The organism is Yersinia alsatica, from assembly GCF_025133195.1.
Classification (GTDB): Bacteria; Pseudomonadota; Gammaproteobacteria; order Enterobacterales; family Enterobacteriaceae; genus Yersinia; species Yersinia alsatica.
Genome location: NZ_CP104006.1, coordinates 1,483,863 through 1,510,623, shown reverse-complemented (window position 1 = coordinate 1,510,623; position 26,761 = coordinate 1,483,863). Strand labels below are relative to the sequence as shown.

Sequence of the window (26,761 nt, the reverse complement as noted above, 5' to 3'; positions counted from 1 at the left end):
CCATATTGATTACTGGAACACCATACGGCTAATCACCACATCATCAAATGGCATTGGGACATTTAAACTTTCAAAATCCTTTTTATATTCACTCATCAGTTGGCGACGCAAATCGATAATAGATGTATTACGTACAGCTTGATAATCCATGTTAGAGAGTAAATTAACAGTGGCCGATTGAATAACCGGCACCATAGCAATCACTTTTTTAACATCATTATTATCACCGGTGGCAATACCCAGCTCGAGTTGTAGATAACGCTCGGATTTATTATCTTTCAGCGTAATAATCATGTTCTTTATTTCAACAAACTGAACAGCCTTATTTCCACGAATAAAAGATTTACTGATGGTCACTGGCTTACTCTTAAACTTAGCCAAAATATCCTTATGATAATTTACCGCTGCGGCGGTCAGGATAATTAACAATAGAAGTCCCCACACTTTCATTGAAAGTGTTTTTTTATTGCTGTTCATTTGTCGTCCCTTATACAGTAATTAAGAGTGTACCGTCGTCGATGCCCATATCCACTTGAGTCTCAATATGACGTGCGGCCAAAATATCGTCATGTGGTTTTTGATGCTGCTGTTGGCGCTGTTGTTGCTGGCTATTCGCCGATATTTGCACCTCAACAGCAGCACTATTTTGCCCGGTTAATGCCTGTCGTAACTCGGCACTACTCTGTTGTAATGCCCGATAAACATCCCCCTGACTCGCATTGATATGAACTTGTAGTTTTCCTCCTTCCATATGTACTGAAATATCAATTTTGCCCATATCCGGGGGATCAAGCCGAATAGTGGCATGCTGCACTTTGTTTTCGACCTGTAATTGCAGGCGCTCGCCTAGCACGGTTCGTAATTGCTGCGACCACTCTGGCTGGCTTTTCGCCAGAGTTAATTGGCTTTCCATGCGTGGCGCGGTCGCCTCATGAGGATGATTAGCACCATTTCCATTGGCGGGAGCTTGTGCCGCTGACTGTATTACCGGGCTTAATCCCTCCGGTACCATCCGGCCAGATAATGCATTTTCACCCACGCTGGCCGCTGGCGATGTGATATCCAGCCTTGGCCCAGTTGATTTCAGCAAACTCACTAATGCTGACGACTTCTTCTGCGGCCCCGGCGGCATCAGTTCTGTCGTCGAGTTGCCTATATCCTGCGGCAGACTGCGTGGTAAAGCCGTCATAGACAGTAAACTTGGCGCTGGCGCATTCTGTGCATGACTATGTAGTAACACATTCAGCAACTGCTGGTTCTGTTCATCCATTGCTGGCGTTGTCGCGCTATTCTTCCCGGCATCATCAACTTGTGCCATCAAGTCCATCACCACCGAGGGCCTTAGTGAGATAGGCTGATGTGGCTCTCTCGCCTGCAAAAGAGCTGCATCGAAAGCCGCCAGATTATTGATTCCCGCATCCTCTGCATTACCCGTGACCGGGGGATTTTCTAACCCCGACTCAGATGCCAGTTGGCTGGTCGCCTGAGCAAAGCCTGTTAATGTAATCACCGCTGCTCCTCTTCCGTGGCCATATTTTGGTAGGCTGTGATGGCCATCTCCGCGTAGGCGGTAATCCCGGGTTGAGCTTGCCGTAATTGTGCCATGCTGCTGTTTAAATGTGCCTGATACAATAAAGACTGCTGATAAGCCCATTGATAGCGAGTTTTTAATTGCTGCATGGCCTGCTCAATCGCTTGCGGCACCGAATGTTGTTGCTGCAAAAAAGTCACCAGTTGATCAATACGTTGATTTATCAGTGGCATAGCATCCCAGTGATTCTGCTGTGCTACATCAAGCAACTCGCACTGCAACTGCTCAATTAATGCTAAACCATTCATTCAGTATCCTTTATTGCTTCCCAGCCACTGCGCAGTGTGGCCAGGATTTGTTCTACTTCAGCCACAAAATCAACTGATAACTGATTGCTGGCATCGTATAGCCGGTAAACGCAGAAGTCATAAATCTTGCCAAGATTGACGACCAGTTCGCCACCACGCTCAAAGTCTAGTGAGCTGGTCAGTGCATTCAGAATATCAATGCATTTATTGATGCTTTGCGCCTTATGCTCATAGCGTTTCGCCACAATATGACTTTTGGCCCGTACCAACTCATCCTGTAGACCATCAAACAGCATCAGCACTAATTGATGTGGTGTTGCCGCTGCCGCCTGCATGGCAATATCAGCCCCTTGATAAGAACCAGGTTCCTGATTGGTATACATAATCTATTCCTGCCCGATCATCAGTTAAAACCCCAGGCTCGCATGTTTAATGCCATTTGCGCCGAAGCCTCTTTTATCTTGCTAAACTGCAACAGATAGCGCTCAAATGTTTGGCTATGTTGCTCTTTCAACATATCAAGCTGCTTATGGATACTGGCTGTTTTACGCTCAAGCGACTCATTACGCCCTTTCAGTAATCCGTTGTTTTTATTGATATAAGGTTCGAGGCTAGTATCCAGTTTTTTCAATAGTCCACTGTCACCGTTTAGCAAAGCCACCAATGCTTTAGGCTCGTCTTTTATTGCCTGCTCAAATTTTTTACTGTCGATTTCTAACCCACCATCACGGTTAGTTTTAATGCCGAAATCAAGAATGCTTTTGCCATCGATAGGCTGGCGAACCAAGCTATTAAGGATGCTATTTAACGCACTAATACCATGGTTTGAATTGCTGCTATAGCGGGTGGTGGCATCCTTATCTTTGCTGTCGTCGACCTTATCTCGGGTAGGCATCACCAGCTTTTTAATGCGATTAAATGCATCAACAAACTTCTTAACTTGTTCTTTGGTGGCAGAACTATCCATCTCAACGCCGATATGCAGTGGCGCATCGCCGGTTTTTTGCACTTTCGTCAGATTGATGGTGACCCCGTCAATCACTGAGTCCAACGTATTGCTCGAGTGCAGAATCTGAATCCCGCTATTCTCATTCCCCAGCCAAACCTCAGCATCGGCCGCAGCTGATAACTCTTTTTTACTTATCCCAGCAAAAGCAGTAGGTAATGAGCCAGGTAGCGTAATTTTGTTATCCTTGCCGCTGTTGCTGCTGGTTAATGTCAGCACCACTTTGCCGCCGCTACGGATCAGTGCAGCCGTGAGCAATTCTTTTTTGTCGCTGTCCTGATTATCTTTGTGCTTATTAATCGCCTCAGCCAGATCGGCAACCGTGTTCAAAGAGCCAGTTTCAATGCTGATGGTTTTGCCACCGAGCTCCAGCTCAAAAGGGCCAGTAGCATTAGCCACAGTGCTATCGTCAAGATCTTGCAGTGCTAATTGATGAGTACTCGCCAACTGTTTAACAAACAGGTTATAGCTGCCTTTCGCCGCTTTATGGTTAGCGGTAACCGTAGCAATCTCTTCATCACTGGAGGTGGTTTTCAGCTTTAGCACCCCCTCATCTCTTTTATTGATGCCATTCAGCGCGGTACGAAAATCATTTAAGCCACTTTGTATTTTGCTTAATGCATCTTGTTCTTTCTTAAATTGAGCCTGCTGGCCTTTTAATCGATTAACCCGTACCTCGAACAGACTATTGGCTGCACCTTGCGCCATTTGGCTGGGATCAAAATCAAGCATGCTATTACTCCCGGTATGATTTGCGTTATTCAGCATCGTTTATTGTTAGCAATCCTCGTGCCAACTTTAATTCATTGATATTTAATGAGTTAAATTTCACAGAGGAAATGATTTTTCCATTCAGCGGAAGAGCGCAGCAAACTACAGAGGAAAAAATACCGCCCGAAAGCGGTATCGTGTTTTAAGCCGCAGCCCTTTTTGCCAAGATGGAGCTTAGCCCAGCAGGTTGCCAATCATGTTCACCATGCCGTTAGACTGTTTCAGCATCATTGAGCTGGTCTGCATCAGCATTTGGTTACGCGAAGAGTTGGTCATTTCCACCGCAAAATCAGTGTCCATGATGCTGCTCATCGCCAGTTCGGTGTTGTCTTTCATGTTTGACAGGTTAGCGGCGCTGGAATCCAGACGGTTGATGTTGGCACCCAGTGTGGAGCGCATTTCACCGTAGGTGGCCACGGCTTTTTCCAGCTCGGTTACCGCTTTCATTGCCGTTTTAGCATTGCCAATCGTTAGGTTGGCCACACCAGCATCATAATCATCGCGGACAAACACCTTGTCCAGCTCGTCAGTGGCTGTTTTAGTCTCAATAATAGCATCGTCCCATGCTGATTTTGCCGCATCGATTTTCGCTTGCGTGGTCTGGCCGGCAGTCGGAGTACCGGTTACTACCAATAGGCCCTTTTCAGCCTCATAGTCTTTCTTTGCGACATCTTCATCAGCGGTTTTAGTTGTTACCAGTGCTTCTGCATCACCCAAAATCTGTTCAATAGTGCCAGAGGTAGCAGAAGCATTACCTACCACTTCTTTGGTCACGCCCTTAATCAGACCTTCAATTTGCTTCGCCACATCCAGTTCCAGACCTTCGCCCTTCTGTGCACCAGTCTGGAAGTTCAGCTTGCCGGTCAACTTGCCGCCGGTGGCAAACAGTTTTTCACCGCTGTAGCTGGTGTTGTCCAGAATGCTTTTCAGCTCCTGACCCAACTGAGTGAACTCTTTCTGCAAAGCAGCACGGTCGCCTTTAGCATTGGTGTCATTGGCAGCCTGGGTCGCCAAATCTTTCATACGGTTCAGGATATTATCTGACTCAACAAATGCCCCTTCCGCCGTTTTCAGCATCGATTTAGTATCTGAAATGTTGCGCATCGCCACATTCATACCACGTACCTGGCTGTTCAGGCGGGAAGCAATCTGCATACCGGCTGCGTCATCAGAAGCCGAGTTAATACGTTTGCCGCTGGTCATACGCATTGCAGAAACGCTTTGCAATGCATTAGCGCGGTTCAGTGAGTTGATGGCTGACATGCTGGCTGGATTAGTAAAAATGGACATTGCCATGGGATAATTCTCCTCAGTTCGGGGCTAACCATTAGCGCCCGTGGTACTAAGTTAAAGCGGCACAATAACGGCAAAAATTAAGTTAATGTCAAAAATAGACGGGCTAAAAAAAGTTAAAAAAATACCGCCCCGAAGAGCGGTATCTTGAATAAAAACCGGCGCTAAACTTAGCCCAGCAGGTTACCAATCATGTTGACCATGCCGTTAGACTGCTTCAGCATCATGGAGCTGGTCTGCATCAGCATTTGGTTACGCGAAGAGTTAGTCATTTCCACTGCAAAATCAGTGTCCACGATGCTGCTCATCGCCAGTTCAGTGTTGTCTTTCATGTTCGACAGGTTAGCAGCGCTGGAATCCAGACGGTTGATGTTGGCCCCCAGGGTGGAACGCATTTCACCGTAGGTTCCCACCGCTTTTTCCAGTTCCTGCACCGCACGCATGGCAGATTGAGCACCAACCACTTTCAGGTTAATCACCCCTGATTCAAAGGTCTTGGCATCCGCATACAAAGTATCTAACTCATCAGCAGCAGTTTTATTATCAGTCAGCGCTGTTTCCCATGCAGTTTTTATGGTTGCATCAGCTGGAGCCTTATCATAGGCCGCTTTCTTGGTAACCACATCTGCCTCAGCGGCAGTGACTTTAGCGATTGCGGCAGTTTCGTCAGTAGCATGACTCTTATTAGTATCTTGAGCGACTTCTTTCACCAGGTCACCAATTTGCTGCGCCACATCCAGCTCCAGGCCTTCACCTTTCTGTGCGCCAGTCTGGAAGTTCAGTTTGCCAGTCAACTTACCGCCGGTGGCAAACAGTTTTTCGCCGCTGTAGCTGGTGTTGTCCAGAATGCTTTTCAGCTCCTGACCCAACTGAGTGAACTCTTTCTGCAAAGCAGCACGGTCGCCTTTAGCATTGGTGTCATTGGCAGCCTGGGTCGCCAAATCTTTCATACGGTTCAGGATATTATCTGACTCAACAAATGCCCCTTCCGCCGTTTTCAGCATCGATTTAGTATCTGAAATGTTGCGCATCGCCACATTCATACCACGTACCTGGCTGTTCAGGCGGGAAGCAATCTGCATACCGGCTGCGTCATCAGAAGCCGAGTTAATACGTTTGCCGCTGGTCATACGCATTGCAGAAACGCTTTGCAATGCATTAGCGCGGTTCAGTGAGTTGATGGCTGACATGCTGGCTGGATTAGTAAAAATGGACATTGCCATGAGATAATTCTCCTCAGTTCGGGGCTAACCATTAGCTCCCGTGGTACTGAGTTAAGGCGACCCATAAAGAGATAAAATTAAATAGACGATCAAAATTATTAACCAGCCAGTTTTACCGGATATAGCAGTGTATTTATTTAAAGCGGCATAAATACCCATACTCTATGAGTAAAATTAATATTCTATTTTTTTGATTAACTATTCGTTTAAAAAAAACAGTAACACACACCCTCTGTTTCTTGCTATGAGAGCAATAAGATAATTGCCATCTCAACTGTAATTAAAAGTTCATATAAATCATAACAGTAAAAATACCTCAATGAATGAGTTGATTGTTTTATGTTGTTTGAATAATAATGTTGATGATGCAAAGGTTTAGCTAAAAAACAATTTATTACAGGGAAATGAATAATTTATCCTGTTCGGCAATGGACTAACCTGAAAACTTTTACATCTGGCATTAATTCTTAGTTTCTTTTTACCGTTTAAAGCAACATGGTGGCATCGTATATTTTCTTGGATATTCGCCAGCTTAACGCCTGGATAGCAATGGTGCTATCGTAACTTACCGCTACCTGTACATGAAGATGATAAGAAAAACATATGTCGTTAACGACTACACAATCGACCTGATTTCTGGATTTATTACCCACAGAAAGACAGGTGAAACTAAGCGCCTTGGTGAGTATCAATTAAAATTGATCACCGTGTTGCTGGAACATGCCGGTGAAATATTATCCCGTGATGAGATAACGAATTTAGTTTGGCACCGCCGTGTTATTGGCAATAACAGTTTACCGAATGCTATCCATACTCTGCGTGTCGCTCTGGGTGACGAGAATAAACAGCAGCGCATTATCCAAACTATTCCTAAATTGGGTTATTTATTAGACCCGGAATTTTGCGAGATTATTGAGGAAGACAGTGAGGAACAAGCAGAAGAACAAAATATTTCGCCTCAGGAAGAGCCCCCGGCTAACAACCTAAATGCTCCCCTGCTTGATGAGAGTCAACATCTGCATTCGCTATCTCTTGCAGATGAGCCACTAGCCACAGAAACCACTGAAGCTGTTGCACAACATATTAATCATAATGAAGAAGAACAGCCGCCCTCCAGTTCAGTGTTAGAGCAGCCAGCAACTCAAATAACTGCGCCGCCAAAGCGCCACAGTTTCAATTATTGGGTCATTCTTTTGCTGTTATTATTGGTTATCGTAATAGGTGCCGCGGGTAGCTATATCCTCCATCAGAGGTCAGGTTCCAGCCACTATCAAGCGGTTGAACAAGACTTGGGGATGTACAGCAACATCCGCATATTCCAGTTAGTTGATTCCCAGTTATCGCTACAGGATAAAGAAAAACTGAACCAGCGTTTAAAAGACACTTTCTACATGATAAATAAACAAATTAAGTTAAAAAACACACATATTACTGTTTATTACTTTGTGTCATTAAGGCGACTGGATTTTAATTTTTCGGTAGAGAGTCAATGTGAAAATAAACAACTTGGCATGACAATTTACCATTGGCGTCAAAGTGAACAATTACTCAATAATTTGATTTATCGAGAGATGGAGAGAAAAGTTAATGAAATGGCTCAATGTTAAAAGCGGAATAATGCTGGTAGTGCTGGCGCTATTTCTTTCATTAGCGGCAGCCAGAGTCTCTTCTGAAACTAGTGCACAGCAACCCTTTCAAGCCCAATTACAGATGGGTTTCTATGATTTGTTGTCGCAACAAAAAGAGATTTATGATGCCCGTATTACGACAACCCAAGGCGGAGTCATCAGTACAATTACTAATCCTAATGATAATCGCTTTATTTTTAAGGGAAAATTTACCGTACAGAATGCCGCCAATGGTCAATTAAGCTTTAATTACAGCCCAATATTTTTTAATAACCCAACCTCCGGTCGCATGATTGATGGTTTTTTAGATTATTTAGTCCATAACACTGTGTATATGACACCAATGGTCATTGATGGGCAGCCATTATTATTTGGCCAAAGCGGTATCGTGTTGGGAGAGAGAACCGAGGGGAAATAATGATTCCCCCTCGGTTTCAGACGATGATCACGCAAGGTGCGTGATAGCAAGTTAGTTTCCCAGTAAGTTTCTTACTGTCAAACTGTGTATATTTCCCTGTCCATTCAATGCCTGCAATAACAGGTTATAATGCTCTTTTCCTTGGGCCAACTTACTGGCGAGTGATTCAGCCATTAACTGCACTGTATTTGATGACGATAAACTGCACATACTTTCAATGCTGCTACGTACCTTTTGCTTATGCTCATTAAGTTCCCGCATTTGTCCGGTTATCTGCGTTAATGCCTGTTGCATATTACCCAGGTACTTTTTAGCCTCTATGGGCTGCTCAATAATATGGCGAACATCATCAACCAGCGCGGCTTCCGCCGTCAGCACTAAAGGTTGACTATTCTCGGAACCGAAACGATAGCCCTCACCCCGAACATGGAGTTGATTAATTTCCTGCCAGTGTTGCTCATCAATACTGAATCGAACCTGCCCATGCTGAGTCAGCTCGCCATGAATACCTAAACGCCCTAACCCTTTATTCAGTACCAATAGATTCTGACGGATATTTCCCTCCGCCGGAAATCTGAGAGCAACTATTTTAGTTTCAGCACCTTGTGAAGAAAAAAGTAGCGTTTCCTCTTGGGAGGATTGCAATACACGATTGGCATCCTGCCAACTGAAATTAACTTTTGCAGCTTGCTCCAGTGCAATATTTAATTGCCGGTCAACCGTATTGGCTGAAACTGATGCACGACATTGTAGCCAGTTGACGGTTTTTTCTGCCAATTGCTGCACTTCAGTGCTGACTTTCCCTTGCTGTACTACATTGTGTAATTGAGCAATTTGCCGTTCAGCTTCATGCAAATACCGACCTGCTTGCTGTAAGGAGGTCAGTTGTTGATTAAGCTGCACGTTATAACGTAATGGCTGGCTAGATATAAATGGCGAATCTGGAAAATTCGATATTACTTTATTCTGCTTATGACCATTAACAGGCTGGTGCTGATGAACGGCCAGCGGATGACTGGATGTTTTGTTCCCGCGAAGCCCGTGAGTGGTGTTAAGTCCTACCTGCATGACATTTATTCAGCTTATAGTAAGTTAAAAAGGGAAAGATTATTGACCTGATTGTACATTTTGAATGTACTGATCAAGGCATTTTGGTGAGCCTGCATTTCCAGAATCATAGCCTGGGTTTGAATTTCATCTAATCCCACCAGATTGCGTGCAATATCGTTATTGGCCTCTTCATTTCTTTCATGTGTATCTGACAGTAAGTTAATCCGATTTTGGCGGCTACCCAGCTCTGTTTCTGTAGCGGCCATGTAATTGGTCGCATCATCAATTAACTCGAGCATATCCTGTAGCTCGCTGATATAACTGGCCTTATCTGGATTGGTCTTCATTTCATTACATAATTCTTTTAGCTTACTTAGCGTACCCATATTGCCCGATGATTGCAGACCAAAAGCTTCCTGTAGGTGCGTGTTTTCACGTACATTTATGCCATTAGCGGTGATCGTCTCACGGTAGTCGCTATTGCCATCGTAGTGATACTCTTTGTTGCTGGCATCATAGCGAATGGGCAACGTACCTGTTGCCGTACCCGAGAATATATAACGCCCCTCGCCACTTTTAGTGTTTAAGAATGTCACGATAGATTCCAAACGCGCTTCTATCGAATTACCATAGCTGGCCATATCTAAACTACCGCGGCTATCATTCACTGCTGCCAGTAATTCATCTTTAATATCACCCAGTTCATTTTTGAGTGCGGTAACATTCTTTTCTTGCTTGGTTAAACTATTATTCAGCCGTGAGATATTTTGCTTATATTGGTTAATTGCTGATTGTTCTTGCTCTAATTGCCCCATCCAAGTACTGGCAATAGGATCATCAGACGGCACAATAACTCGAAGTTGGCTACTAATCTGTTTCATTAGCTTCTCTCTTTCTGAGTTACTATTACTTACCGACTGATGCATGGTTGCCGTCATCATTGAAGTGCTGATTCTCATGGCTATGTCCTTATTCTTTAGTTAGTGTCAAAACAGCGCTAATAAATCACGGAATAATTGGTCGCCAGTGGAAACCACTTTAATATTTGATTGATAAGCACGCTGATACTCCATTAAATTCATGGCCTCCTCGTCTTTCTCAACGCCGCTGACACTTTCTCTCTCACGGGTTGCTTGAATTAATACATCGCTTGCCGCTTTTAGCTCAGTTTTGTTTCGACCACTTTCCACGCCAATATCACTGAATAACCCAACACAAGCATCACTCAGGCTAGAGAGATGACCACCACTAAAGGTAATCTGTTTATCTTTGATCGCGATAAGTGTATGTAAATTGGCATTATCACCTGGCCCTTTACCCTTTGCAGCCAGTGCTAATTGTTTCAAACTAATAGGATTCACTGTCAGCATGCTGCTGGGATTAGTGGCGTCAAATGTAAACAGCGCAGCTCCGGCATTACCGTCTAAATCCGAACCCTTGGCTAATTGGTCGTTAAATTCTTTTGCCAGTTGCTCCGCAATATTACTGATAGTGTCCTGAACACTGCTCAACATACCGGTCTCATAATCATATAAGGCCCCTAACTGACCACCACAGGACATTTCCATGGGTGATTGACTCCCTGAGAAGGTCAAATTAAGCGCCGGCCCACCAACGTTAGGATTAGTTGCAATTGATGCAGCAGTAAAGCCATTGACTAACGGCTGACCGTTTTTCAAAGAAATATTAAAACTTCCGTCCTTCTCTTGCGTTGAGCGAATCTCTACCAACGCACTCAATTCTTTTATCTGCTGATCACGGCTATCTAATAGTGCATTGGTATTTACACCACTGGCATTTAACTGCACTATTTTCTGGTTATAATCGGCAATCGAACGGGTCAGTATATTGATTTGATCTACACAGGCCATCCGTTGATTGGCAATAGCTTGTTTCTGATCAGCAATAATACTGTTGGTATTATTAATACGTAATGCGAGAGCATCCGCTGTATTAATAATATTTTGTCGCTGCGGCAGTGAGTCAGGGATCAATGTTGCACCATTCAAAGCAGCATAAAATTCATTTAATCCTTTAGATAGGCTGGTACTTTCTGTCGATACCGCTGACTCCAGCTTATCCAAATAACGCTGCTTACCATTGAAATAGGCATCCTGGCTATTAGCCCGCCACTCTTGTTTCACTAGATAATGATCTGACAGGCGCTTAATACCATCAACATGAACGCCATTCCCTGCACTTGGCCCGACACCATGAGCACCTAGCGCACTTTGTTCCGCTCGTTGACGTGAATAACCTGGGGTCTTCATATTAGCTACATTCATTGCTGTAGCACCAAGATGGGCCTGCGCAGCTTGTGCACCGCTAAACGCGGTTTTAATAAAATCCATGGTATTCCCTGTGGTAAGTTTTTCAGTTATGGCTGACTTGGTGGTTAAAAGCGGCTATTTATCCTTTGTCCTTAAATAGCCGACACGGGGAATTCTATTTATTACCCAGTTGCTGAATCAGTAAATGCGCAATACCATTGCTACGCTGTGAAGCCAGAGTCGAGGCCAGTTTGTCGTCGTAAAAATCACGCATCATGCGTTGTTGCTTGCTATTAAAAGGGTCGTCATCAGCAGCTAATGCTTCGGCTGCCTTGCGCATTTGTGCCAGTAGCGTGCGCATAAACAGCGCCTCAAATTGCACCGCCGCCTGTTCCAGATTCTCTGGCCGCAAATCACCAGCAAAGCTCCCCGGCATAACCGGAGCTGATGTGCCAATTGCTTCAATCATTTCTATTCCTTAGATCACAACCAGTTCAGCATCCAATGCCCCAGCTTCATGCAAAGCTTGCAGTATCGCCATAATGTCATCGGGAGAAGCGCCTAAACTATTGATGGTATTTACGATACTGCGTAATTGCGTCCCACTGGGCACCAGCACCATTTGATTACGGCCTTTCGTCACTTCAATATCACTGTCGGGCGTAGTGACGGTTTTTCCTGAACTTAATGCATTGGGCTGGCTGACATTTTTCTTCTCACGAATACTGACCGTCAGATTGCCGTGAGAAACCGCCGCCGAGTGCACCATGACACCTTCACCAATCACCACCGTGCCAGTGCGCGCATTGAATACCACCCGAGGCGGCTGCTTACCCGCATTGATTTGTACATCTTCCAGCAGTGACATAAAAGACACGCGCGCACCGGGATCTTGCGGGGCATTGACCATCACATTGGTGGCACTCTGCGCCACCGCAGTATTGGCACCAAACGCGCGATTCAACGCTAAGGCCACATTGTTGGCCGATTTAAAGCTAGGTCGTTTCAGATTCAGCACCACCTGACTGTTGCTTTGAAAGTCGCTCGGTATCTCGCGCTCAATGCTGCCACCATTAGGGATGCGCCCAACTGTGGGGGTATTAATCGTGACGCTGGAGCCACTGTCCCCCTCGGCTTTAATGCCGCCAACAATCACATTGCCTTGCGCCAAGGCATATACCTCACCATCGGCACCACGCAGTTGGGTCAATAACAGCGTGCCGCCACGCAAGCTTTTCGCATCACCAATAGAAGAAACCGTAATATCAATGGACTGCCCACGGGCATAACCCGGTGGCAGAGTGGCGCTGATGGCGACCGCCGCGACATTCTTCACTTTAGGATCGATTTTCTCCGGTAACTGCACACCAAACTGGCGCAACATATTCGCCATGGATTGACCGGTAAATTTGACCTGATTCTTATCGCCGGAACCATCAAGGCCCACCACCAGGCTGTAACCCACCAGTTGGTTGCCTCGTACCCCTTGAATATCCACCAGAGAACCCAAGGGTTGAGCCAGCGCGGCCGGTAGAGCAAACCACAACCCCACCAGCACAAAATAACGTCGTAACATGTCGGCTCCTGCCTAGATAGGGAACAGTGGGTGGTTAAAGAAGCGCGTCAACCAACCGGCTGAGTTGGCATCACTAAGTGCCCCACGGCCTGCATAGGAAATACGTGCATTGGCAATACGTTGAGAGGAAACCGAGTTATCCCGCTCAACATCATCAGCCCGAACTAAGCCGGTAACCCGCATATATTCATCCCCTTGATTGAGGGTCAGCCACTTCTCGCCACGGATAACCAATACGCCATTGGGGAGCACCTGATGCACCGCGACGGTAATTGAGCCCCGCAGCATGTTTTGCTGTGCCGAGGTGGCACTGCCGTCGAAGTCCCGCTTACCCGAGATTGAACCGCCGAACTTTTTCAGCTTTTTCCCCAACACTTCAGGGATGCCCAGACTCATGTCGTTCTTTTTGCCAAAGTTAGTTTTAGCCTGCTTGCTCGACTGAGTGGATTCGTCCAATTTGACGGTCAGAATGTCACCAATCCGATAAGCGCGCCGGTCCTGCAACAATGACCAGTTATAGGCCGGCTGAAACAACCCGCCCCCTTCCTTGGTCGTGGCCGCTTGCACCAGATTAGCCGGAGGGGCAAATGCGGCATCATCTTTATGCACCAGCAGCGCCGGGGTTTCACAACCACTCAGCGACAGCACAATGCCTGTTAATATTAAAAACCTTTTCATTCATCATTCACTTTTCAACAGATGGTCTGCCAGGCCCTAAGTCATTGAGGTTGCAGATAGGCAGCAAGCGATTGAGTTCGCTTAACTCCCCCTCTGCAACGTCAAGTTCTAAAAGGGATTACAGCTTCTGAGTCACAAACTTCAGCATGTCATCGGCAGCAGAAACCATTTTGGCGTTCATCTCATAAGCCCGCTGCACCGTAATCATGTCGACCATTTCTTCCACCACCTGCACATTGGAACCTTCCAGTGAACCATGCTCCAACTGGCCAAATGCCTCTTCACCAGGCACCCCTTCCACTGCGGTGCCACTGGCGATAGTTTCTTTGTACATGTTGCCGCCCACCGCCTCTAAACCGGCGGGATTAACAAAGTTAACCAGGGTTATTTGCCCTAATTCTGCGGGTTCGGCATCGTCACCAACCCGAGCGGTAACCGTGCCGTCTTTGCCAATCGCCAAGTCCTGAGCACCCGGTGGCAGCTCAATTTGTGGAATAATGGCCATGCCCTGCGCATTGGTCAGCACCCCATCAGCATTGATCGATAAATTGCCCGCGCGGGTATAAGCCAAGCCGCCATCTGTCGTTTCAATTTGGAAGAAACCTTGGCCGGTAATGGCGACATCAAATTCACCTTTAGTGACCTTAATATTGCCGACGGTAAATTGTTTTTGTGTCCCGACGACTTTGACGCCGCTACCAAACTGAATACCATTTGGCGTGGTATTGTTTTGATCCAGTGGCGTGCCGGGAGCGCGTTGGTTTTGATAGAACAGATCTTCAAATACCACCCGATCACGTTTAAAGCCGTCGGTATTGACGTTAGCCAGATTGTTCGAAATGGCATTCATCTTGGCATCTTGTGCCGCCAAACCGGTTTTACTGACCCATAAGGCTGGATTCATACGTACTGCTCCCTAATGTTGATATCCATTAAATAAAAATGTATAAGGCGGCGATTAGCTGCCACGAATCATCCGGTTACCCGTTTGCGCCAGCTCCTCGGCCACTTTCATCATTTTGATTTGTGCTTCAAATTGGCGGCTGAGGGAGATACTGGCGGTCATTTCATTGATAGCGGAAATATTGCTACTTTCCAGATGCTTACTGACTAGCTGGATATTTTCATCGCGAGGGGCTGCGCCACGGCGGCTAACCAATAAACCACGGTTATTTTTGCTCAGTTGATTGGTTGGAATATCCACCAGTTTGATGCGATCAATATCCGTGGGCGTTTTGATGCCGCCCTCTTGTGGAATAATGGTAATAGTGCCGTCATCAGCAACCGAGATCGTGGAATAAGGCGGCAACACAATTGGTCCGCCCTCCCCTAATACCGCTAACCCATTGATAGTTAAATCACCGTCTGGGCCGACGCTCATTTGTCCATTGCGGGTATAAGTCTCACGGCCGCCACTGAGCACGGCAATCAGCCCACGGTCTTTCAGCGCAATATCCAGATCCCGACCTGTTTCCTGCAAATGACCGGCGGTCATATCAACCCCAGCACTCTGGCTGAGTACCGCCACGCGGCTGCTGTAGCCGCCGCCAGGAACCTGAGTTGCCGTAGCGCGCTCCAAATCAGCCCGAAATCCCTGTGTGTTGACGTTAGCCAGATTGTTGGCATGAATCTTTTGTTGCGTCAGGCTGCGGTTAGCCCCGCTGACGGCGGTATAAAGAAGCTTATCCATTACAACACCTGGAACAGCGCATTCATCATGCTGTCATTGGTGCTGATGATTTTGGTATTTGCCTGATAATTACGTTGCGCCGTCATCAGGTTAACTAACTCGGCGGTTAAGTCGACGTTAGAAGATTCCAGTGCGCCAACTTCAATATCACCTAACAAACCAGAACCGGGAGCCCCCATTAATGCCGCCCCCGACTTGTTGGTTGCCGTCCAGGTGGTACCATTTTGGGCGGCTAAACCATTAGGATTGGCAAAGTTGGCTAATACAAACTTGCCCTGCAGCATCCGCTCGCCATTGCTAAAGGTGGCATAGACCGAACCATCATTTTCAATGCGCTCACCGTTTTTAGTGCCAGAGGTGTAGCCATCACCTTTATTGGTGGTAGGAAGAAACTCAGATTGGAATTGTGTCGTACCGCTGTAATCGATATTAATATTGAAACCTGCAGCACCGGCTGGGGTGTAGGAGCCAGTAATGGCTTTGGTGCTTGCACTCGTCATCACGCCTGAGGTATCAAACTTAAGTTGATGTGTACCTGTCTGCACGGCACCGTCAACAGCATAATGCACATCCCACTCACCAGGATTGTTAGTCTTAACAAAATATTGTGTCAGCATATGCTGACGGCCCAATGAGTCATAAGCCGTCGATGTGGACATATGGTTATAAGAGGTTTTATCAGTAGGACTGAAGGTGGAATTGGTCGGACGAGCATCACCAGCAGGTAAGTTGGTCATAAAGTCCAGTTTGCTGGTGGCTTTTGCCGGTATACCGGTCGTACTTATCTTCAAATCAGTGATGATGTTAGTCTGCAAATTACCGGCAGCATCAACACCATAACCTTGTAATTTCATGCCACTAGCATTGACTAAGAAACCATTTTTATCACTGCTGAACATACCCGCGCGGGTATAAGCCTCATCACCGCTGCTGTTTTTCACCACAAAAAAACCGCTGCCCGAAATAGCCAAATCCATTGCATTGCCGGTTTTCTCGATAGAGCCATCTTTACTGATATTTTGTGACGTGCCACTAACACCCACGCCCAGTGGTTGCGATTGAGCATACATAGAGGAGAATTCAGTCCGGCTAGACTTAAAACCCTTGGTTCCCGAGTTAGCAATATTGTTACTGACAGAACTCAACTGCTCATTCACTGCACTCAGGCCGGTATTGGCAATGCTAAAACTCATAAAATATTTCTCTTATAAAGTAATGGGTTATTTTTAGGATTTATCGGTATGGCGCTAAAAACCAAACTGTTTGATTTTGCTGTAAGAAACATCACCAAGACCGGCAATATTCAATTGCGCAGCACCGCCCTGTGGCGGGATACGTACCGAGTTGACAGTCCCCGAGAGTTCCAGCGGAATGAATTCTTCCCCACTGCTGCTCACCACGCTGAGCTGGTATTTACCCGGTTTAAGATGGTGCTTCGTGGGATCGATAGTGAAATCCACATTGCCAGCGGATTGTTCGCCCAAATCGATTCGGTGCTCCTGCCCTGACTCATCAGTTAAATAAATCGCTACCGATGATGCTGCATGCTGTAAGGTCAGACGCCCACTTTGGTTCTGTTTATCCAACTCAACAGTGTTGCTCTCGACCATGACTTTCTGCCCAACCAGATTGGCTGTAGCCATGGCTTGCATCTTTTCCATCTGTACCGTGCTGCGATTGAGCATCTTGGCCATGTTCTCGGTAGATTGAACCTGCGAGAGCTGGGCCATCTGGCTGACAAATTCAGTGCCATCAGTCGGATTCAGTGGATCTTGATTCTGAATCTGCGCCACCAATAACGTCATAAACTGGTTATTAAGCTGATCGCCAGTGGCCAACTCCCCTCCCGCAGGGGAAAGCGCGTTATTCGTCTTCGTTGATAAATTTCTAGTTTCATTAATATTCATGATTAACGCTCTCCAAGCCTTAACACGCTCTGCTGCATGCTTTTCACACTGTTAAGGACTTCAACATTGGTCTCGAAACTGCGTGAAGCCGACATCATGTCTGCCATCTCCGAGACCACATTCACCGCGGGATAAAACACATAGCCCTGCGGGTTAGCCAGCGGGTGATTGGGTTCATAACGCTGCACCGCACCGCCGGTTTCCACCACATCCCGCACCTGTACCTGCGCCCCGCTGAGGCCCCTAGGGTTAGCGGCATTGCGCGGGGGATACACGGCTGAAAATATGGGGCTACGCGCCTTGTAAACATCGGCCACAGAAGCAGCGGGTGACTCAGCATTAGCCAAATTACTGGCGATGGTGTTGAGCCTGATGGTTTGGGCTGTCATCGCAGAGCCTGATACCCGATAAATATTGTTAAACGACATCTTTATTTCCCTTCAATCGCTTGCTTCAAACCCGTTAGTTTCATATTGAGAAATGACAGACTGGTTTGATAATCGAGGGCATTTTTTGAAAACTCTGCCTGCTCGACATTCAATGCCACGGTATTGCCATCTTGTGAGGGTTGATAAGGCAACCGGTATTTCATTTGAGGTAATGTCATTTGAGCGGATGTCATTCCAACCCCACCTCGTTTTGCCCGTTGCATTTCAGCGCCGAAATCAATATCTTTAGCCTGGAAATTTGGCGTATTCACATTCGCCAGGTTGGCTGATAGCAGTTCTGCTCTGGTAAGTCGAAGCTGCATCGCCATCGGGTGAACCCCGAGTGCTTTCTGAAAATCAATACCCACAAAATACGTCCTGATTTGATGTTTAAACGCTGTTATTGCACGAATTCACATCCAATAATGCAAACAACGTGCCAGGTTTATAACATCATGAATATCAATACTTTTTATCTATTAGAACCTCGTAATGGGAAGCTATTTTTCCCCTTGGTTATGACTTTTTTTATCCGTAGTCGCTATCGGCTGCTCTCCCTCTTTATTTGCCTTATCTCACTGTCGATGAGCACCGCCCACAGCACTGAAACTCACGCCCGAAAACAGGTTTATGCGCGGGCATTGCAAGCCGCCAGCGCGGATATCGGCCAAACTGCCAAAAATAAAAACTGGCAAGGCTATACCGCTAAAATGAATATTTTTGTTCCCGCCGAAGTCAGCCGCTATAAAGCCTGCAAAAGTGAAATTCGCGTGGCCTCGCCGCAAAATGGGCATCATGATTTATCGCGTTTGCGCTATGACATCAGTTGTAGTGATGGACAAGGTTGGGAAGTGGCAGTGACGGTAAAACCAGATATTTATCTGCCCGTTTGGGTAGCAAAAAACACCCTTGAGCGCGGTAAGGTGGTAGCCCCTGACGATATTGAATTGAAGAAGAAAAATATTGCGACCACCCAGGGCGGCTACCTAACTAACCCGGATGAAATAGTCGGATTCACCGTTAAGCGGCGTATTCGTGGCCTACAAACGGTAACGGCGACACAGTTAGAACAACCGGTTTTAGTCACCCGTGGTCAGCATGTATTAATGATTGCGCAGCAGGACGGCATTGAAGCCCGCATGTTAGGTGAAGCCCTAAAGAATGGCCGTAAAGGTGAGCTTATCAAAGTGAAAAACCTCAGCAGCAAACGCACTATCAGTGCCATTGTCGATGATATTGGCAAAGTGAGAATGCTGGGCATTACGACCAGTTAAGTTTTGACCATTCTGTGACGCTATATCTCAGTAACATCGATATTTATTAGGTTGTGGGTATATGCCCACAACGAAAACAACGGCGACTCTGCGTACCGTTTGCTAACTGACTAAAAGGTGATTTGATATGGAAATTAATGCAAATCGGCAACAAATGATGGTAGCGAAACCCATCGCAAAAAATGAAAATGCCCCGAAAGTTCAAGCAATAGCCCCGATTAATGCTATTGCTGATACCGTGCAGCACTCAGCCTCTACCGCTGAACTGCACCAGCAATTAGGGGCAATGCCAGAGATAGACAAACTGAGTGTTGCGGCGGTTAAAGCTGACATTCAAGCCGGTAAAATCAGGCTTAATAGCGCTGATATTGCTAAAGCGATGATCAATTTCCACAGGAGCTGACCCGGCAATGGAAACTACACTGGCAATAAAGCAGCAAAGAATTCAGCAGTTGTTGGTGTCTATTCAGGATGATCGCAAACGTTATATTGCCTTGGAAGAATTGCTGGTAAAACAGCGAGAATTCATGATTAGTCATGACACCGAAGCACTGAAAATCCTTAATGCGAAGCTAATTGAACTATATGATATCATTGATAAAACAGCCAGTGAACGCCAATTATTGATGCAGGAGTTACAGTTACCTGCCCATAAAGAAGGTATGCACATGCTAATATCCAACTTACCGTTGCATTACCGTGAGCATTCTTATGCATTATGGGCAGATTTACGCTTACGTGCCGATGCTTGTCGCCAGCAAAATCACCATAACGGTCTGTTGCTAACCATGCAGATGGAAATCCTATCTTCATTGACAGCAACCCAATCTGATTTTCTATATGCCGGCTGATTGCCGAATATAGGCTCTACCAATCAACTTTTATCGCAGTGATATTATGGGATATTCCCCACCAATAACCCCATCGCCATAGTCTATTCCACACTATGGCGATGGGGTTATCAGCATAATCTTCATCATAATATACATAAAAAAAGCACCCAAATTGAGTGCTTAGCCTGCCAGTGAACCTTGCTGTAAAGCGCGTCGCTGCCAACATTGTGCCGCCTGAGCATCAGTAGTTTTCTGTTCACCCCGCGATAATTCCAACTGATGCAGTTCTTGTTGTTGCTCCAGCACCACTGCCACCGTTTTTTCCCGACACGCCTGCTGCTGTAACTGAAGCTGCAACTTACTGGCTTCAATATTTGCCAGCACCTGCTCCTGCTTTTGCCAATCAATAACCCGCTGAATATGGCGCTTATAATGAGCATTATTTGCCATTTGTAAGGCCGCCACTTTAGGTGCCAGTACTGGCGTGGCTGTTAATGATAAATCAGCTAATGAAATCAATGCATTGATATTGCTCTGATAACGCTGACACAACTGCTTCTGCTGTACCAATTGACTACTTGCCTGATTCAGTGCTTGTTGGCGCAACTGCTGCAATTGTCGCAGCGTGTTGATGGTATCCATTCTGCATACCTGTTAATTAGTGATGAGGGTATAACGTTTTTAAATGTGTAAGGGTGGCGGCAAGTGACGCTGGTTGAGTCACTTCCTGGCGCAAGAAATCGATAATCGCCGGATATGACTGCACCGCTAAATCCACCGCAGGATCGGCTCCCGGCACATATCCCCCTAACGGGATCAAGGGCTTGATCGCCATATAATCGGCATAGCATTGCTTTAATGATCGCGCTGAGAGGATCTGATCGTGCGAGGTTATTTGATTCATACAACGACTGATTGATTGGCCGATATCAATGGCGGGATAGTGCCCGGCCTCCGCCAGCTTTCGCGTCAAGACAATGTGACCATCCAATACCGCTCTGGCACAGTCAACTATAGGGTCCTGTTGATCGTCACCTTCCGCTAATACTGTATAAATGGCGGTCATGGTGCCACTGCCGTGGCTGTTACCGGCACTTTCGGCCAGACGGGGAATGATACTAAAAGCGGATGGCGGGTAGCCTTTGGTGGCTGGCGGCTCGCCCAATGAGAGCGCTATTTCCCGTTGCGCCATGGCATAGCGGGTCAATGAATCCACCAACAGCAGCACATCCAAGCCTTTATCACGATAATAAGTGGCGATGGAATGACACAGCTCTGTGGCCTTGATGCGCATGAGTGGAGATTCATCTGCCGGTGCGGCAATGACCACTGACTTTGCCATGCCACTGGCCTGCAATGAATGCTCAATGAACTCTTTCACTTCGCGGCCACGTTCACCAATTAAACCCACCACCACCACATCGGCTTGGGTATAGCGCGTCATCATACCGAGCAGCATGCTTTTACCCACGCCACTGCCCGCCATCAATCCGACCCGCTGCCCTTTGCCGATGGTGAGCAGGCCATTGATGGCCTTGACGCCCACATCTAATGGCGCACTGACCGGCTGGCGTTGCAAAGGGTGAATTTGCGGTAACTGCGGGGGCAATGGTGTATCGCCACTCAGCACTCCCTTGCCATCAATTGGCTCGCCCAAACCATTCACAACACGCCCAAGCCAACTGTCACCAATCATTAATTCGTCACCCAGCTCAGCAGGAAAAACCCGTGCGCCGCCCATCAGACCATCAGGCTGTTTAAAGGGCATCAGGTAAGTGACCTCCCTATCAAAGCCGACAACTTGTGCATCAATAAAAGTTTCTTGCGTGCTTTCAATACGACAGCGCTGACCGATAGCCAAACGGCAGCCAACACTCTCCAGTAGGATGCCGTTAACCCGCACTAAGCGGCCAGCCACTCTGGCCAGATTAATGTTATCGATAGATTTAAGCGCATCATCCAATGTTGCTAGCTCACCCATGGTCTTGATCCGACAGTAAGCTACTTTTTAAAGCATCAATACATTGATCCAGACGATGCTGACAACCCACATCAATTTCAGTGGTATCGGTCACCACTCGGCACTCACCGCTGGCCATCTCTGCATCCGCTACCAAGCCCCATTGTTGGACTTTTTCTGGCGCAACATCATTGATACGGCCCAGTTCGATAGGGTTGAGATACACTTTCAGCTGTGTCGGTACCGCAGGCTGAGCCGCCAGCGCTTCGTCCACTAATGCCAGCAATTGTGCCGGTTGCAGCGCCAGTTCGCAGCGGATAACCTGACGAGTGACTTTCTCCACTAATTGCAGTAATTCATCACGGCGACGATTTTCGTAACTGTGCAAATAGTCGTGCATTTTGGCGACATAGCCAGTGAAAGGCTCGATAGCCTCATTAAAGCGGCTACTTTCCAAGTGCCGCCCTTCAGTTTTCCCTTTTTGCACCCCATCTTCATGGCCCAAGCGAATACCTTCCTGATATCCCTCTTCTTTGCCATCAGACAGGCCCTTACTGAACCCTTGGTTAACTCCTTCCTGAAAGCCGTCCATTAGCTGTTTTTGGTATTCCGCCGGATCCATTATCAGTCCATCAGCAGAAGGGAGCGGCTGGCGATGTTGACGTAAAGGTGGGAACTGATGAACCCGCACCTTGCAGTCACTGGAGCGCGAACTATTTTTGGTCAACATTGCCCTACTCCATGGTCTGTTCAGCAAACAATTGCACTTGGATTTCACCCGCTTCAGCCAGTAAACGCACCTGCGCCATAATCTCTTTACGCACATGCTCTACCCGACTAACCGGTACCGCCCCCATACGATTTGTCGCATTTTGCAGTTGCTGTATCTGGCGTTTTGGCAGCACGTCATAGATGGCCTGACGCAGTACCGGCTCGGTGCCTTTTAGGGCAATTGCCCAGTCACTCATCGGGATGTCATCCATCAGCCGCTGTAAAGTCACCTCACTCTGACGACTAAGAATAAAGAACTCATACATTTCATCCTTGAGATCATTCAAGACATCTTCATCACGCTCTCCCAACTGTTCCAGCAGTTGCTGCTGATTACCGGGAATGCGGTTGACGATATTCGCGGCTTGCTTAATCCCCACCACTTTCGAGCCATGCTCTGACAGCACCGCGACCCCACGCTCAATCAAGCGATCCAACTCATCAACTACATCGCGGTTAACATCGTCGAGCTTGGCAATGCGGTACAGCACATCATCCTGACGTCCCTTTTCCAGATAGGCCAAGACTTCAGCGGCGACATCTGGCGGTAGAAAGGCTAAAAATACCGCCTGCAACTGTAGATGCTCCTGCTCAATCAGCGCGGCCAATTGCGGTGTTCCCACCCATTGCAATCGGGTCATGCGATGACGAATCTCATCACCATAAATGCCATTAATCACACTTTTGGAGATATCACTGCCCAAAGCTTTATTCAAAATTCCCTGGAGATAGCTGCGTGATGCGCCATTAATCCCACTTTGTTCGCGATAATCGACGAAGAAATCATCCAGAGCCTGTCGCGCATGGTTCAGCTTAACCCCATGCAGGCGAGACATCATCTGGCTGATGCACATCACCTCTTCACGACTCAGTTTTTGCATCACCATGGCCGCGGCTTCTTCACCAATACTCAGTAATAAAATGCCAGCCTGCTCCAACCGGCTACGTATTGGTGCTACCGCTTGAGGACTATCATTGACGATCACGTCATCACTCTGATTGGGGTTTAATTCGTTCATTATTATTAATCCATTGTTTGATGACTTCGGCGACGCGTTCAGTTTCTGACTGGGCCAGTTGTTGTAAGTGGCTAATTTTGGTTTCCAAACCAGAGCCTTGCGGCGGCAAATTGTCATCTTCCTGGAATGAAGAAGTTGATAATGCCCGCTCTAATATTGTGGTGTTTTCCGTTGTGCTGGTGATAGCCGTCTGACTCTCATTATTTTCTGTGCTGGCGACACCAATACCTTGCTTATCTTGACGTGCCAGTCGCTTCATCAATGGACGAATACCCAATAACAAGAACAGCAGAGACAACAGACCAATGCCGATGATTTCAGCCCAACGGAGAGTCGTTGGATCTTGCCACCACAGGATTACAGGCTCTTCAATCAGGCCCGGCGCAGTAAATGCCAGCATGTTCAGAGTTAAAGAATCGCCACGTTTCACATCAATACCTGCAGCATCTTCAATTAAACGTTTTAATTCATTCAGTTGCTCCGGTGCCCATGCCTCCAGCGCTGGGGCTGCTTTATTGAGAATAACGGCCACCGTCATCTTCTCCAGCTTAAAACCTGGGTAGCGAACATGGCGGATATCACGGTCATAAGTGTATTTACGTTGCGCCTGGCTGCGGCTGACGATTGAGGGCGGAGCCGTATTGCCCATTTGAGCGGCAGGTTGATTGCTTAAGGAACCAGGGATCCCCATCGCCATGTCATCGTTGCCATTTTCCTGCTGAATATTTTCATCACTAATATGTGGCTCTGGGCCAAAACGCTCGAGTGTTTCTTCAACATGGCTCAAGTCCAGTTGTGTTGCCACGCTAATACGATAGTTATTCGCGCCGACGACCGAGCTCAACAGATTGGCAATACTTTTCTCTGTGGAACTCTGTAAATAATGGGCCAACTCGGCACCGCTTTTCACACTCGGCATGCCATTACTGCCAGCCTGATAAGCTTGCGACAGCAACTCGCCGTGCTGGTCAACGACCCGAACATTGGCGGCTTTCATGCCGGGAATACTGCCGGCTACCAACTGGACTATGGCACCCACTTGCTCTGTTTTCAGAGTCTGACCATACTTCAGCCGCAGCACCACAGAAGCGCTGCTTTCTGATCGGTTGCTGATAGCAAAGGAGCTGGCTTCACTCATTCCTAAGTGAACTCGGGCATAATCCACCACGCTCAATGCCATAATGCTTTGTGCTAATTCGCCTTCCAGACTACGTTTGTAACGAACATTTTGGATAAACTGGCTACTACCCAGCATGGTTTCTTTATCCATCAATTCATAACCCAGCGGCAATGTCGCAGCAATCCCTTTGGACGCCAATAAAATACGGGCTTTACCTAACTGATTCTCAGCCACCAATACTTGGCCATTATCTGGATTAATACGATAGGCAATGGCCTCTTGGTCTAATACTTCGACCATTTGGGCAATCGGAATATTCTCCTGTGAGCCAAACAAGGCGGTATATCCCTGCGAGCTACGCCACAGGCTGAAAATAATCGCGCCAGTGACCAGAATTGCCGCCAAACCCACGAGAATGCTTTTTTGATTATTACCCAAATTGACAGAGGATAATTTTTGCTTAATTTTCTCTAACACCGATTTACCCTACAGCGCAGTATTCATGACTTCATCCAGTGCAGTGGTAAGCTTATTACGCACCTGCACCATCGCGGAGAAAGCCACACTGGCTTTCTGACTTGCTAGCATTGTGCCGGTTAAATCATCACTAATGCCCATATCCATGGCGGTCTGCTGATTGCTGGCCACATGTTGTAAATTATCCACGCTGTTAATCGCGTGATTGAATACCTGAGAAAAAGAAGAATTGGTCTCTCTTCCCTGAACAAATAAGTGGCTCCCAGCGCGTTCTGGTGACTCTGCGCTGAACTCAATATGACTACCGGCCATAGCCGCCATATTCTGCATTTCCAACATCACCGGTAATTGCAGACGCGGCATATTGATTGCTCCGACTTTATCCATCTCTTTTCCTTTTATGAGTAACATTCAATGTCGATACCATCTTCACGCATATTGGCCAGTCGATATCGCAAAGCGCGGGGGGTAATACCTAAAAATGCGGCTGTCTTGGATTTATTTCCCTGATGTCGTTGCAGTAAATCTACGATGTATTGATACTGAGCCAGCCGCCCACGTAACTTAATATTGCTGTTATTACTGGTAGGTTCAAAATCAGTAGCTGAAAGTATTGCTTTATTTCCTACCGATTCATTTCCTGTCGAAATTGAGTCATTTATTGCAGTCAAACCCAAATTTTGAATATCTATCAGTCCGTTATTACTCATGATAATCCCGCGCTGAATAACATTTTCCAGCTCACGCACATTACCCGGCCAAGGGTATGTCTGTAACTCGCTTATTGCCTGAGGGGTAATGTTTATCTTTACATCCAAGAAGCTTTTATATTTATTAAAAAATGCCATAACCAACGGCATAATATCTTCCGGTCGTTCCCGCAAAGGGGAAATATGAATAGGGACGACAGACAAACGATAATAGAGATCCTGACGAAAACGCCCTTCAGCGATCTCAACACTCAAATCTTTATTGGTTGAAGCAATTATTCTGATATCGAGAGGGATACGTTTATGGCTTCCAAGACGTTCAACTTCTTGCTCTTGCAATACTCGCAACAATTTCACTTGCAGAGCCAAAGGCATATCACCAATCTCATCCAGTAATAATGTCCCGCCATTAGCTTGTTCAAATTTACCGGCAACACTCGCAACGGCCCCGGTAAAAGCCCCCTTCTCATAACCGAACAATATCGCTTCTAGCATGCTTTCAGGAATCGCTGCACAGTTTACGGCGATATAGGGCGAATTATTACCCATAGCTTTCTGATGGATATATTTTGCCACACACTCTTTACCCGTCCCCGTCTCACCAGTAATTAATACTGGGACATTAAATTCAGCGACCCGACGAGCAAGAGAAAATACACTCACACTGGAGGGCGCATTAGCAACAAAACCATGTTCGCTCTTAGATAACATATCCATAGTCATATTCATCATAATGTGTTTGCTCCCCAGTGAAGCCAATGGAATTCTTTCAAGAGCTAATAATACGACATGAAAAAATCCACTCTTAAATGTTTAACAA

The 26,761-nt window shown here is 46.7% G+C and carries 30 protein-coding genes and 2 pseudogenes; 5 read left to right on the top strand and 27 right to left on the bottom strand.

The features are described from left to right. Positions 1–9: 9 nt before the first annotated feature. The 7 genes from N0H69_RS06610 to N0H69_RS06580 form a co-directional block, all read right to left on the bottom strand. Positions 10–477: a flagellar basal body-associated FliL family protein gene (locus N0H69_RS06610; RefSeq protein WP_050123529.1), complete on the bottom strand. Its 468-nt coding sequence runs from the start codon at positions 475–477 to the stop codon at positions 10–12. Between the two features lie 10 nt (positions 478–487). Beyond that, positions 488–1,510, bottom strand: coding sequence for a flagellar hook-length control protein FliK (locus N0H69_RS06605; RefSeq protein ID WP_050150832.1), 1,023 nt, complete (start codon positions 1,508–1,510; stop codon positions 488–490). After that, entirely contained in the window at positions 1,507–1,839 is a 333-nt protein-coding gene (locus N0H69_RS06600) for a hypothetical protein (protein ID WP_050134297.1), read from the bottom strand. The genes N0H69_RS06605 and N0H69_RS06600 overlap by 4 nt, the downstream gene beginning before the upstream one ends. Beyond that, complete coding sequence (fliS, locus tag N0H69_RS06595) at positions 1,836–2,222, bottom strand: flagellar export chaperone FliS (protein ID WP_050123522.1); 387 nt, start codon at positions 2,220–2,222, stop codon at positions 1,836–1,838. Before fliS ends, N0H69_RS06600 begins: the two co-directional genes overlap by 4 nt. Before the next feature lie 20 nt (positions 2,223–2,242). Further along, the gene (gene fliD, locus N0H69_RS06590) at positions 2,243–3,577 is read right to left on the bottom strand and encodes a flagellar filament capping protein FliD (protein WP_172665413.1); all 1,335 of its coding nucleotides are present in this window, start codon (positions 3,575–3,577) and stop codon (positions 2,243–2,245) included. A gap of 213 nt (positions 3,578–3,790) precedes the next feature. Continuing rightward, entirely contained in the window at positions 3,791–4,912 is a 1,122-nt protein-coding gene (locus N0H69_RS06585) for a flagellin N-terminal helical domain-containing protein (RefSeq protein WP_151419884.1), read from the bottom strand. 167 nt (positions 4,913–5,079) lie between these two features. Further along, on the bottom strand, positions 5,080–6,132 hold the full coding sequence (locus N0H69_RS06580; RefSeq protein WP_259705575.1) for a flagellin N-terminal helical domain-containing protein: 1,053 nt from the start codon (positions 6,130–6,132) through the stop codon (positions 5,080–5,082). A gap of 587 nt (positions 6,133–6,719) precedes the next feature. Here N0H69_RS06580 and N0H69_RS06575 point away from each other — a divergent pair. Both N0H69_RS06575 and N0H69_RS06570 read left to right on the top strand, forming a co-directional pair. Next, entirely contained in the window at positions 6,720–7,739 is a 1,020-nt protein-coding gene (locus tag N0H69_RS06575; protein WP_050150826.1) for a winged helix-turn-helix domain-containing protein, read from the top strand. Then, positions 7,720–8,178, top strand: a complete 459-nt coding sequence (locus N0H69_RS06570; protein WP_050150824.1) for a hypothetical protein — start codon at positions 7,720–7,722, stop codon at positions 8,176–8,178. The genes N0H69_RS06575 and N0H69_RS06570 overlap by 20 nt, the downstream gene beginning before the upstream one ends. Positions 8,179–8,229: 51 nt before the next feature. Here the strand turns inward: N0H69_RS06570 and N0H69_RS06565 are convergent, their stop codons facing one another. The 12 genes from N0H69_RS06565 to flgB form a co-directional block, all read right to left on the bottom strand. Continuing rightward, positions 8,230–9,246: a hypothetical protein gene (locus tag N0H69_RS06565; RefSeq protein ID WP_050150822.1), complete on the bottom strand. Its 1,017-nt coding sequence runs from the start codon at positions 9,244–9,246 to the stop codon at positions 8,230–8,232. A 14-nt stretch (positions 9,247–9,260) separates the two neighbouring features. Next, positions 9,261–10,187 carry a flagellin N-terminal helical domain-containing protein gene (locus N0H69_RS06560; RefSeq protein ID WP_072077437.1) on the bottom strand — a complete coding sequence of 309 codons (927 nt, stop codon included), beginning with the start codon at positions 10,185–10,187 and terminating at the stop codon, positions 9,261–9,263. A gap of 27 nt (positions 10,188–10,214) precedes the next feature. Next, positions 10,215–11,579, bottom strand: coding sequence for a flagellar hook-associated protein FlgK (flgK, locus tag N0H69_RS06555; RefSeq protein WP_050150820.1), 1,365 nt, complete (start codon positions 11,577–11,579; stop codon positions 10,215–10,217). A 94-nt stretch (positions 11,580–11,673) separates the two neighbouring features. After that, complete coding sequence (locus N0H69_RS06550; RefSeq protein ID WP_050150818.1) at positions 11,674–11,967, bottom strand: rod-binding protein; 294 nt, start codon at positions 11,965–11,967, stop codon at positions 11,674–11,676. A 9-nt stretch (positions 11,968–11,976) separates the two neighbouring features. Then, complete coding sequence (locus N0H69_RS06545; RefSeq protein ID WP_050123494.1) at positions 11,977–13,074, bottom strand: flagellar basal body P-ring protein FlgI; 1,098 nt, start codon at positions 13,072–13,074, stop codon at positions 11,977–11,979. 12 nt (positions 13,075–13,086) lie between these two features. Further along, positions 13,087–13,752 (bottom strand): flagellar basal body L-ring protein FlgH, encoded by a 666-nt coding sequence (gene flgH / locus N0H69_RS06540; RefSeq protein WP_050123493.1) that lies wholly within the window; start codon positions 13,750–13,752, stop codon positions 13,087–13,089. Positions 13,753–13,870: 118 nt separating this feature from the next. After that, positions 13,871–14,656: a flagellar basal-body rod protein FlgG gene (gene flgG, locus N0H69_RS06535; protein WP_050123491.1), complete on the bottom strand. Its 786-nt coding sequence runs from the start codon at positions 14,654–14,656 to the stop codon at positions 13,871–13,873. Between the two features lie 54 nt (positions 14,657–14,710). After that, positions 14,711–15,442, bottom strand: coding sequence for a flagellar basal-body rod protein FlgF (flgF, locus tag N0H69_RS06530; RefSeq protein ID WP_050150816.1), 732 nt, complete (start codon positions 15,440–15,442; stop codon positions 14,711–14,713). After that, positions 15,442–16,635: a flagellar hook protein FlgE gene (flgE, locus tag N0H69_RS06525; protein WP_050150813.1), complete on the bottom strand. Its 1,194-nt coding sequence runs from the start codon at positions 16,633–16,635 to the stop codon at positions 15,442–15,444. Before flgE ends, flgF begins: the two co-directional genes overlap by 1 nt. Before the next feature lie 54 nt (positions 16,636–16,689). Continuing rightward, positions 16,690–17,349: a flagellar hook assembly protein FlgD gene (gene flgD, locus N0H69_RS06520; RefSeq protein WP_050150811.1), complete on the bottom strand. Its 660-nt coding sequence runs from the start codon at positions 17,347–17,349 to the stop codon at positions 16,690–16,692. A 2-nt stretch (positions 17,350–17,351) separates the two neighbouring features. After that, positions 17,352–17,777 carry a flagellar basal body rod protein FlgC gene (gene flgC, locus N0H69_RS06515; RefSeq protein WP_050123481.1) on the bottom strand — a complete coding sequence of 142 codons (426 nt, stop codon included), beginning with the start codon at positions 17,775–17,777 and terminating at the stop codon, positions 17,352–17,354. A 2-nt stretch (positions 17,778–17,779) separates the two neighbouring features. Further along, positions 17,780–18,145 (bottom strand): flagellar basal body rod protein FlgB, encoded by a 366-nt coding sequence (gene flgB / locus N0H69_RS06510; protein WP_050123479.1) that lies wholly within the window; start codon positions 18,143–18,145, stop codon positions 17,780–17,782. Between the two features lie 57 nt (positions 18,146–18,202). Between flgB and flgA the strand changes: the two genes are divergently transcribed. The 3 genes from flgA to flgN all read left to right on the top strand — a co-directional run bounded on the left by flgA (position 18,203) and on the right by flgN (position 19,902). Continuing rightward, entirely contained in the window at positions 18,203–19,051 is an 849-nt protein-coding gene (gene flgA, locus N0H69_RS06505) for a flagellar basal body P-ring formation chaperone FlgA (RefSeq protein ID WP_050150809.1), read from the top strand. A 127-nt stretch (positions 19,052–19,178) separates the two neighbouring features. Further along, complete coding sequence (gene flgM / locus N0H69_RS06500; RefSeq protein WP_050145373.1) at positions 19,179–19,454, top strand: flagellar biosynthesis anti-sigma factor FlgM; 276 nt, start codon at positions 19,179–19,181, stop codon at positions 19,452–19,454. 7 nt (positions 19,455–19,461) lie between these two features. After that, positions 19,462–19,902, top strand: coding sequence for a flagellar export chaperone FlgN (flgN, locus tag N0H69_RS06495; RefSeq protein ID WP_050145374.1), 441 nt, complete (start codon positions 19,462–19,464; stop codon positions 19,900–19,902). Positions 19,903–20,064: 162 nt separating this feature from the next. Here flgN and fliJ read toward each other — a convergent pair whose 3' ends face one another. The 8 genes and pseudogenes from fliJ to N0H69_RS06460 form a co-directional block, all read right to left on the bottom strand. Then, positions 20,065–20,526, bottom strand: coding sequence for a flagellar export protein FliJ (gene fliJ, locus N0H69_RS06490; RefSeq protein WP_072077436.1), 462 nt, complete (start codon positions 20,524–20,526; stop codon positions 20,065–20,067). 16 nt (positions 20,527–20,542) lie between these two features. Beyond that, positions 20,543–21,865 carry a flagellar protein export ATPase FliI gene (gene fliI / locus N0H69_RS06485; RefSeq protein WP_050150807.1) on the bottom strand — a complete coding sequence of 441 codons (1,323 nt, stop codon included), beginning with the start codon at positions 21,863–21,865 and terminating at the stop codon, positions 20,543–20,545. Next, a complete protein-coding gene (gene fliH, locus N0H69_RS06480; protein WP_050150805.1) occupies positions 21,858–22,574 on the bottom strand; it encodes a flagellar assembly protein FliH in 717 nt (238 codons plus the stop codon). The genes fliI and fliH overlap by 8 nt, the downstream gene beginning before the upstream one ends. Positions 22,575–22,578: 4 nt before the next feature. Beyond that, positions 22,579–23,634: a flagellar motor switch protein FliG gene (locus tag N0H69_RS06475; protein ID WP_050134278.1), complete on the bottom strand. Its 1,056-nt coding sequence runs from the start codon at positions 23,632–23,634 to the stop codon at positions 22,579–22,581. Then, positions 23,606–25,231, bottom strand: coding sequence for a flagellar basal-body MS-ring/collar protein FliF (gene fliF, locus N0H69_RS06470; protein WP_050150803.1), 1,626 nt, complete (start codon positions 25,229–25,231; stop codon positions 23,606–23,608). The genes N0H69_RS06475 and fliF overlap by 29 nt, the downstream gene beginning before the upstream one ends. Before the next feature lie 9 nt (positions 25,232–25,240). Next, positions 25,241–25,618, bottom strand: a complete 378-nt coding sequence (gene fliE / locus N0H69_RS06465; protein WP_050123463.1) for a flagellar hook-basal body complex protein FliE — start codon at positions 25,616–25,618, stop codon at positions 25,241–25,243. An 11-nt stretch (positions 25,619–25,629) separates the two neighbouring features. Then, positions 25,630–25,806, bottom strand: a pseudogene (locus N0H69_RS22250) (helix-turn-helix domain-containing protein); the annotation flags it as partial. A gap of 113 nt (positions 25,807–25,919) precedes the next feature. Next, positions 25,920–26,673: pseudogene (locus N0H69_RS06460) on the bottom strand (sigma-54 interaction domain-containing protein); the annotation flags it as partial. Positions 26,674–26,761 lie beyond the last annotated feature (88 nt).

Coding starts and splice junctions, on each gene's coding strand:
- fliS (WP_050123522.1), bottom strand. CDS start 2,222: ATGTATACCAATCAGGAACCTGGTTCTTATCAAGGGGCTGATATTGCC.
- fliJ (WP_072077436.1), bottom strand. CDS start 20,526: ATGGATACCATCAACACGCTGCGACAATTGCAGCAGTTGCGCCAACAA.
- flgK (WP_050150820.1), bottom strand. CDS start 11,579: ATGGATTTTATTAAAACCGCGTTTAGCGGTGCACAAGCTGCGCAGGCC.
- fliI (WP_050150807.1), bottom strand. CDS start 21,865: ATGGGTGAGCTAGCAACATTGGATGATGCGCTTAAATCTATCGATAAC.
- N0H69_RS06580 (WP_259705575.1), bottom strand. CDS start 6,132: ATGGCAATGTCCATTTTTACTAATCCAGCCAGCATGTCAGCCATCAAC.
- N0H69_RS06475 (WP_050134278.1), bottom strand. CDS start 23,634: ATGAACGAATTAAACCCCAATCAGAGTGATGACGTGATCGTCAATGAT.
- flgG (WP_050123491.1), bottom strand. CDS start 14,656: ATGAATCCAGCCTTATGGGTCAGTAAAACCGGTTTGGCGGCACAAGAT.
- flgH (WP_050123493.1), bottom strand. CDS start 13,752: ATGAAAAGGTTTTTAATATTAACAGGCATTGTGCTGTCGCTGAGTGGT.
- flgF (WP_050150816.1), bottom strand. CDS start 15,442: ATGGATAAGCTTCTTTATACCGCCGTCAGCGGGGCTAACCGCAGCCTG.
- N0H69_RS06550 (WP_050150818.1), bottom strand. CDS start 11,967: ATGATTGAAGCAATTGGCACATCAGCTCCGGTTATGCCGGGGAGCTTT.
- N0H69_RS06585 (WP_151419884.1), bottom strand. CDS start 4,912: ATGGCAATGTCCATTTTTACTAATCCAGCCAGCATGTCAGCCATCAAC.
- N0H69_RS06570 (WP_050150824.1), top strand. CDS start 7,720: ATGAAATGGCTCAATGTTAAAAGCGGAATAATGCTGGTAGTGCTGGCG.
- flgD (WP_050150811.1), bottom strand. CDS start 17,349: ATGAATATTAATGAAACTAGAAATTTATCAACGAAGACGAATAACGCG.
- fliE (WP_050123463.1), bottom strand. CDS start 25,618: ATGGATAAAGTCGGAGCAATCAATATGCCGCGTCTGCAATTACCGGTG.
- N0H69_RS06575 (WP_050150826.1), top strand. CDS start 6,720: ATGATAAGAAAAACATATGTCGTTAACGACTACACAATCGACCTGATT.
- fliD (WP_172665413.1), bottom strand. CDS start 3,577: ATGCTTGATTTTGATCCCAGCCAAATGGCGCAAGGTGCAGCCAATAGT.
- flgN (WP_050145374.1), top strand. CDS start 19,462: ATGGAAACTACACTGGCAATAAAGCAGCAAAGAATTCAGCAGTTGTTG.
- flgE (WP_050150813.1), bottom strand. CDS start 16,635: ATGAGTTTTAGCATTGCCAATACCGGCCTGAGTGCAGTGAATGAGCAG.
- flgA (WP_050150809.1), top strand. CDS start 18,203: ATGCAAACAACGTGCCAGGTTTATAACATCATGAATATCAATACTTTT.
- flgM (WP_050145373.1), top strand. CDS start 19,179: ATGGAAATTAATGCAAATCGGCAACAAATGATGGTAGCGAAACCCATC.
- N0H69_RS06565 (WP_050150822.1), bottom strand. CDS start 9,246: ATGCAGGTAGGACTTAACACCACTCACGGGCTTCGCGGGAACAAAACA.
- N0H69_RS06610 (WP_050123529.1), bottom strand. CDS start 477: ATGAACAGCAATAAAAAAACACTTTCAATGAAAGTGTGGGGACTTCTA.
- N0H69_RS06560 (WP_072077437.1), bottom strand. CDS start 10,187: ATGAGAATCAGCACTTCAATGATGACGGCAACCATGCATCAGTCGGTA.
- flgC (WP_050123481.1), bottom strand. CDS start 17,777: ATGTCGTTTAACAATATTTATCGGGTATCAGGCTCTGCGATGACAGCC.
- fliH (WP_050150805.1), bottom strand. CDS start 22,574: ATGTTGACCAAAAATAGTTCGCGCTCCAGTGACTGCAAGGTGCGGGTT.
- N0H69_RS06600 (WP_050134297.1), bottom strand. CDS start 1,839: ATGAATGGTTTAGCATTAATTGAGCAGTTGCAGTGCGAGTTGCTTGAT.
- N0H69_RS06545 (WP_050123494.1), bottom strand. CDS start 13,074: ATGTTACGACGTTATTTTGTGCTGGTGGGGTTGTGGTTTGCTCTACCG.